This window comes from Azohydromonas lata NBRC 102462 (genome assembly GCF_001571085.1).
Classification (GTDB): domain Bacteria; phylum Pseudomonadota; class Gammaproteobacteria; order Burkholderiales; family Burkholderiaceae_C; genus Azohydromonas; species Azohydromonas lata.
This window is the reverse complement of the sequence record NZ_BCTC01000182.1, coordinates 1-6,955: the sequence shown is the minus strand read 5'-3', so window position 1 is coordinate 6,955 and position 6,955 is coordinate 1. Positions and strand designations below refer to the sequence as shown.

Annotated in this window: 9 protein-coding genes; 1 reads left to right on the top strand and 8 read right to left on the bottom strand. The window is 67.0% G+C overall.

Going from position 1 to position 6,955, the window contains the following annotated elements:
• Both ALA01S_RS29860 and ALA01S_RS33750 read right to left on the bottom strand, forming a co-directional pair.
• The coding region (locus tag ALA01S_RS29860) for a phage integrase family protein (RefSeq protein WP_305765093.1) at nt 1-770 on the bottom strand (770 nt) is incomplete at its 3' end.
• Nucleotides 771-842: 72 nt separating this feature from the next.
• Complete coding sequence (locus ALA01S_RS33750) at nt 843-1,481, bottom strand: hypothetical protein (protein ID WP_156901835.1); 639 nt, start codon at nt 1,479-1,481, stop codon at nt 843-845.
• A gap of 144 nt (nt 1,482-1,625) precedes the next feature.
• Between ALA01S_RS33750 and ALA01S_RS29850 the strand changes: the two genes are divergently transcribed.
• Nucleotides 1,626-1,835, top strand: a complete 210-nt coding sequence (locus ALA01S_RS29850; protein WP_029001648.1) for a hypothetical protein — start codon at nt 1,626-1,628, stop codon at nt 1,833-1,835.
• A gap of 146 nt (nt 1,836-1,981) precedes the next feature.
• Here ALA01S_RS29850 and ALA01S_RS29845 read toward each other — a convergent pair whose 3' ends face one another.
• From ALA01S_RS29845 to ALA01S_RS29815, 6 genes are all read right to left on the bottom strand, one after another.
• A complete protein-coding gene (locus tag ALA01S_RS29845; RefSeq protein WP_156902146.1) occupies nt 1,982-2,353 on the bottom strand; it encodes a hypothetical protein in 372 nt (123 codons plus the stop codon).
• A 156-nt stretch (nt 2,354-2,509) separates the two neighbouring features.
• The gene (locus ALA01S_RS29840; protein ID WP_029001650.1) at nt 2,510-2,875 is read right to left on the bottom strand and encodes a hypothetical protein; all 366 of its coding nucleotides are present in this window, start codon (nt 2,873-2,875) and stop codon (nt 2,510-2,512) included.
• Between the two features lie 31 nt (nt 2,876-2,906).
• Nucleotides 2,907-5,552 (bottom strand): heavy metal translocating P-type ATPase, encoded by a 2,646-nt coding sequence (locus ALA01S_RS29835; protein WP_084268086.1) that lies wholly within the window; start codon nt 5,550-5,552, stop codon nt 2,907-2,909.
• A gap of 96 nt (nt 5,553-5,648) precedes the next feature.
• A complete protein-coding gene (locus ALA01S_RS29825; protein ID WP_238456015.1) occupies nt 5,649-6,323 on the bottom strand; it encodes a ZIP family metal transporter in 675 nt (224 codons plus the stop codon).
• A 51-nt stretch (nt 6,324-6,374) separates the two neighbouring features.
• On the bottom strand, nt 6,375-6,710 hold the full coding sequence (locus ALA01S_RS29820) for a P-II family nitrogen regulator (protein ID WP_029001652.1): 336 nt from the start codon (nt 6,708-6,710) through the stop codon (nt 6,375-6,377).
• Nucleotides 6,707-6,955: efflux RND transporter permease subunit (locus ALA01S_RS29815; RefSeq protein ID WP_157119397.1), on the bottom strand; the 249-nt coding region annotated here is incomplete at its 5' end. The genes ALA01S_RS29815 and ALA01S_RS29820, both read right to left, overlap by 4 nt.

Here is a 6,955-nt window from a genome sequence, read left to right as displayed (position 1 = left end):
ACGATGGCCCAGAGCAGCAACCTCTCGGCCTCCTTGCGATACGCACGCTGCGTGGCTGGTGCCTCGTGCAACGCCAGCCACGACTGCACGGCCTCGTAGTCGTTGTTGGCTCGCAGCGAGCACGATGCGCGCGGCGCACGGAAGGCGCCCTGGGTGCCATCGACATCGGCCGGCACGGCGATGTGCTCCCAGGGCCGCACGTCACCCTGCTGCGGCACGGCCACCAGGGCGCGGGCACGCTCGGTGAGCTCGGGATGCGAGGCGAAGAAGGCTTCGACCTGCGTGGCCATGGCCGGACCCAGACCGGCGACCGCTGTCCACCAGCGCCGGCGGCGCGGCACCCGCAGCGTGAGCTCGGCCAGCGTCCGGATGCCCGCCTTGCGCAGCACCGCGGCCACGCGCGGGGGCAGCCAGCGGCCCACGTCGTCGCCAATGAGCGGCTGAGGGGTGGGCGTGCTGCGCAGTGCCTCGACGGCCTGCGCGACGGCGCGCGCGGCTGCAGCGCCCTTGCGCGCCGTGCCCGTGAAGTGCCGCGCCAGGTCCTCGCGTTGGCGGCTGGCCGCGAAGGCGGCGAGCTGCCGGCGGATGTGGCCGATCATGGAGCGCGATGAGCCGCCCGCCGGCCGCCGCTCAGGGATGAAGCGCCCCACGGCCTCGCGCGAGGACAGGCCTTCTTGCCAGGCCCGCAGGGCGGACAGCGCCGCGGCGTCGGGCAGCTCCAGCAGCGGCTGCTCTTGGGCGGGCTCTGCGGCGGACCGGCGCGTTTTCACGCCAGTCAGTTTAGGCCTGCGACGGTGCTGATCCGATAAGCAGAATTATTTCCTGCATGGCGTCGATTGGCATCAGGCGCGGACATTCCACGGGTGCCATGGTGATTGCCGCACAGCCGCATCCACCGATGCGAACAACGACTCCCGCTCGTGGTGCCGGGCCGCGCTGATGTTGAGTCCTGCGTCGTTGAGGAAGAACTCGGTTTTGAGCCAGCTGCTGGCGGACCAGAAGCCCAGCCTCTCGCGAATGCGCGGCATCTCCTCATGCAGCCGCTGGGTGCCCGAGAGCTCCACGGGCCGCGGTGTCACGGGCATCACATGCCGGCGCGGCTCATGGTCGGCGCTGCCGTAGACCTTGATGTGGTTGCGCACAGCAACGCGCAGCGCCTCGATGACTTGTGCGGGCGTGTTGCCCAGGGCCTGCATCGCGACTTGGCAATGCCTTGCGACAACGGTGTCGTCCGCCAACGTGAAGAGCCAGAAGTGCGGCCGTGCTTGGGCAATACCCAGTAGCCGACGGCGCTTGAAGGCGCCGTGCGCAGGCGAGCGCGAAGGCGCGACGAACCAACCGTCCCGGTCGGACCAGGTCAGGCAAGGCCCCTGGCAGGCGCGAAGCACGGTGTCCTGGGCTTGCGTGACCACGTGCCGGCGCTGGAACTTGTCAGACCCAGGAGGCACGCACATCGCGGTGCCGGCAGCGGCAATGCCCATGAAGCACGCGCAAGAGTCGGCATCAATGGTAGCGGCTCCTGTGCACAGCGCCAAGGTGCTGCAGCAGTTGCGTTCCAGTCGGCAACGCCTGTGTAGGCCATCATGACGGCGCGGCCAGAGCGTTGACAGTATCCAGGCAGCGGCATGCTCATCGAGCAAGCGGCGCTGGGATCCATGTCAAGTACGACCGCGACAGCGATTCGTGATTGGAGTTGTGTCCAACTGCGCGGCGACGTCGTGATAGAGCAGAACCACCGAGATTGGGATTCAATCCTGCAACTTGGCTTCGTCGATACCGCTGCGAAAATCGGCGAATGTCTGATCCACATGACCGGCCTTTTGTATACCTGCTGATTTCCGGTGCAATCGTTTTGATCGTGGCCATGGTTTACGGCGCCTACCTGCAAGTCCGCGACCGCAGGCTCAAACGCGAGCGTCGCGAGCAGCGACGCGCCCAGAAGAAGAAAGGCAGGCGTCCTTTGCGGTGATGACGGAGGTCGTTATCGGAGTCGGTACCAGGCGGAACTGCAGTCGTTGATGTTGACCTGATACACAGCACCCATGTCAACGGCCAAGCCTGGCGGCACGAGCGCGACGTAGCGATTGACGAATTGGTGTCCCCCATCGCTGTACGAGACCACTGCAAAGCGCCTTTGCGTGTCAGCGGCGAACTCGGTACGACAGTCCTTGACGATGTGCGGGATCGGCTCCGCACCGACTTTGGCCTGTACCACCCGCGTATGGCGCCATCCCCGGTCAAAGGCGTCCTTCATGGCGGGCGGGTCCGTGCAGCCATGCAGCAGTGCCAATGCCATGCACGCTCGAAGCATGGCAAGCCAGCGCGATGAGCGCGAATTGGCGGACGTATTCATGTAGTTCGAGGCTCCGCACAAGATCACGCAATACATCCCAGGCGGCCGGATCCGGGCGACCAGGCGCAGGACATTTTCGCCTGTCTGGTGCTCTCTGAAGCCCAATGCCTCTGATCTGCACCAGGCCACGGGTCCACTGGAGTCTGCGCGTGCGCGCTATCGGACCCGGTACCACCTGGAACTGCAGTCCTTCACGTTGACTTGGTAGATGCGTTCGACCTTGACCGCCTGATCTTGCGGCACGGCAGCGACATAGCGGGCAAAACCTTGGGTGCCATCCCGATACGACAACAGCGCAAATCTTCTCGACTCGGTCACGGAGGCCTGCGTACGGCAGTCGTTCGCGAGGCTCCGAATGGCTTCGTCGCCGATGCTTGCATCCACGACACGGGCCTCGCGCCAGCCCTGTTCATAGGCGTCCTTCGCTGCAGGAATGGCCGAGCAGCCTTGAAGCAGCGCAGCGGCGAGCGCCGCAAGCACTGCTGTAGGTTGACGCGAAGCGCCGAATATGGTCATGGACATGGTCTTTTCCTTCTTTGGGAGAGCTGTGCAATCAACCACTCGTTGGACGTACAAAGGCTTGCGACACCGTTGTTTCGGAATTGGTTGCCGGCTGCTTGAAGCCCAGCAGGCGCAGCGCGTTAATCACGACCACGAGCGTCGATCCCTCGTGGAACAGCACCGCCGTGCCGATGTTGAGGCCCAGGATCGTCAACGGGATCAACACCGCCACCACGCCCAGGCTCAGCCACAGGTTCTGCCGGATGATCCGGCTGGTCTGGCGCGACAGCCCGACGGCAAAGGGCAGCTGGGACAGGTCGTCCGCCATCAGCGCAACGTCAGCGGTTTCCAGCGCCACGTCCGAGCCGGCTGCGCCCATCGCGATGCCGACGGTCGCGTTGGCCATGGCGGGCGCGTCGTTCACGCCGTCGCCCACCATCGCCACCTTCCCGGCGTTGGCGCGCAGCGCCTGGATGGCTTGGACCTTGTCCTCGGGCATCAAGTCCCCATGCGCCTCGGTGAGTCCAACCTCCCGTGCCACGGCCTCGGCAACGCGCTGGTTGTCTCCCGAGATCATGATGAGCCGGTTGATGCCCAGCCGCTGCAGCGCGGCCGTGACCTCACGCGCCGCCGGGCGCGGTGTGTCCATGACACCCAGCACCCCGAGATACCGGTCGCCATGGCGCACCAGCATGGTGGTGCGTCCCTGAGCCATCAGCCGCTCGTTGTGCTCGCGCAGCTCGGCGGGCACGACCGTGCCACCGATGTCCTCGAACAGCGCGGCCTTGCCGATGTGAACTTGGCGCCCATCGACAATGCCGGTGACGCCGCGGCCGGTGATGCTTTGCAGTCCCTGCACGGCAGGCACTGCATGCCCGGCACCCAGTGTCTTGCGCGCGCCAACGACCACCGCGGCCGCCAGCGGATGGTCGCTGTGCTCCTCAATGGCCAGGGCCACAGCCAGCAGTTCCTTCGCCGGCACGCCTTCGGCCGGAACCGCGTCGGTCAGGCGCGGCTTGCCTTCGGTGAGCGTCCCGGTCTTGTCGAAGGCCATAGCGGTCAGCGTGCCCAGGTTCTCCAGCGGTCCGCCGCCCTTGATCAGCACGCCACCGCGCCCGGCGCGCGCCACACCGCTGAGCACCGCGCTGGGCACCGAGATGGCCAACGCGCAAGGGCTGGCCGCTACCAGCACTGCCATCGCACGGTAGAAGCTGGCGGAAAAAGGCTCGTCCACCACCACCCAGGCGAACAGCAGCACCGCAACCGTGGCCAGCACCACCGGCACGAAGATCCGCTCGAAGCGCTCGGTGAAGTTTTGCGTCGGCGAGCGCTGGGATTCGGCTTCCGTCACGAGCCGGACCACGCGGGCCATGGTGGACTCGCTGGCCTTCCTGGCCACCACCACCTCGATAGCACCGGCGCCGTTGATTGTGCCGGCGAACACACGGTGCTGCGCGGGCAGTTTGTCGAAGGCGCTCAGCGCCGCCTGCGCATCCGGCACCGCTCGCTTGTCAACGGGCATGCTCTCGCCTGTGACGGGTGCTTGGTCCACGCTGGTCTGACCCGCCACCACAAAGCCGTCTGCTGGCAGCCGCTCATTGGGCCGCACGACGACCACGTCGCCCACCTTGAGGTCCGCGACATCGACTTCCACGGTGGCGCCATCGCGCTTGACCAGCGCCCGCTCGGGTGCGAGCTTGGCCAGGGCCTCGATGGCGCGGCGTGCCCGGCCCATGGCGTAGTGTTCGAGCGAGTGCCCCAGGCTGAAGAGGAACAGCAGCAGTGCGCCTTCAGCCCACTTGCCCAGCGCCGCGGCGCCGGCCGCGGCCACCAGCATCAGCGTGTCGATTTCGAAGCGCCTGGCCCGGATGTTCTCGATGGCCTCGCGCGACGTGAACCAACCGCCCAGGACATAGCCCACGACGTAGCAGGCAGTGCTGGTGGCGGTGCCAGCCAGTTGCCAATGCTCGACGACCCACCCGGCGAACACCGCCACACCGGCGAACAGGGCGAAGATCAACTCGGACTTTTCACCCAGAGGTCCACCATGCGCGTGCCCCGCATGCCCATGCGCCTTGTCCTCGTGCTCATGCGTGTGCCCGGCGTGTTGTCCGGCGCCATGGCTGGCATGGCCATGCCCGTGCCCGTGCCCGTGCCCGTGCCCGTGCCCGTGCCCGTGCCCGTGGCCGTGTCCGTGTCCGTGTCCGTGGCCGTAGTCCTCACGGTGAGCATGAGGTTTCCCAGGAGCGTGAGGCGTTTCAGCCTCGATGCCCAGTGCCTGGAGCCGCTGCCGCAACGCCGGTTCCTCCAAACGCTGTCTGTAGAACTCCACACGCACCGCGCCGGTAGGCGTCACCTCGGCTTCCAGCACCCCTTCCAGCGCCTGCACCCTGGCAGCGAGGGTGCGGGCCGCGCGCGCATGCATCGAGCTCGTTTGCAACACGAGATGCCCGATGCGGTCGGTCAATTGCGCGCCCGTGGCCCGCGCCAGCTCGCGCACGCGCGGCAATGCGATGACCTTCGGGTCGTAGTGGATGCACAGCTGCGGCGTGTTGTCCGCTTCGGTGATGTGCGCTTCGCTGATGCCGTCCTTGCCCTTGAGCGTGTCAACCAGTTGTGTCACACAGCGATCTCTCACCTGCGGCACCTCGGGCAGCAGCAATGGCAGGTCCAGCTTGAGCTTGAGCGTTTCAGACATCCTGATTTCCTGACTTCATGACGACTGCACGGGTGTGACGACGCGCACCGCGCCGCGGCGCGGTGCGGCCGTTGAATTGCGTGGGCACTGGCTCATCTATGCCTCCACCGCCATCTCGATGACGAGAAACAGCAAGAACCCGACGAAGAAGGCGCTGGTCGACCACGGTGTCTCGGCCACCTCGTGGGCTTCAACCAGCAGTTCTTCCGTCACCAGGTACAGCAGCGCGACGATGCCGATGCCCAGCAACACGGCAAACGCAAACGGCGGCAAGGCACCGAAGAAGAGGCGTCCCAGCATTGCGGCGAGGCACAGGATCAGCGCCAGTCCCGGCGCCGCGGCCAGCGCAGCCGCGCGGCCCGCGCCCGAGCGGGACATCGCCGCGCTGACCGACAGCGCCAGGAACAGCACCTCCAGGGTGAGCGCAATGGCGAGCAGGACACCGGCTTTCTCACCTGCTGCGAACGCCATGCCGAGCACCAGCCCGTCGATGAGCAGGTCCAGCGCCGTGATGGCCAGCATCCCTGCTGGGAAACGGCGCGCCTGCTCGCGCTTCTCGATCGCGCCGGCCAGCCGGCGCACCAGCAGCATCAGCGCGATGCCCAGCGTGAAGCCGATCACGACCGGCAGCGCCGCCTCGGTCCGTTCCTTGGGCAGCAGCTCCAGCGCCGTGGCCGCGAAGACGATGCCTGCGGCAAAGTGCTGGATGACGGCCGTGAGCGCTTCGGAAGGTGGCCGCCAAGCGGCCCACGCGCCGCCCGCCGTGGCCACCGCCAGCGCCGGTAGGGTGTAGAGCAGGACAAGCAACGCGGGATGCATGGCTCACCCGATGGGCAGGGCCTGCTGCACGTCCGTCACGTACACCCAGCCCGCGCGCGGCTGCCCGGTGCGGCCGACCTGCCGGATGATGGCCACCAGCTCATCGACGTGGGGCTCTTCGCACAGCAACTCCAGCTTGTACTCGTTGACCACCTCGTCGCCGATCTCGATCGAGTAGTGCTTCTCCCGTTCGTCGATCGGCACCAGCGAGCCCTTGACGACGTAGACCGTGAGGTTGTGCTGCCCGCCGTCGGCCGCGCCCCAGGCCGCCGAGGCCTTGAGCGCGGCGATGACCTCGCCGATGCGGTGTGCGTGCACATAGGCCTTGATTTCCTTCATTTGGTCTCTCCTTGCGCCGTGGTCGCAGCGCCGGCACGCCGCTCGGCGCGACCTTCGGCCCATTCGTACATCAGGGGCAGCAGCAACAAGGTCAGGGCCGTCGAGGTGAAGAGCCCGCCCACCACCACGGTTGCCAGCGGCCGCTGCGTCTCGGCCCCGACGCCGGTGGACAGCAGCATCGGTACCAGGCCCAGGATGGCGACGGAAGCCGTCATCAGAACGGGCCGCAGCCGCAGCGCCGCCCC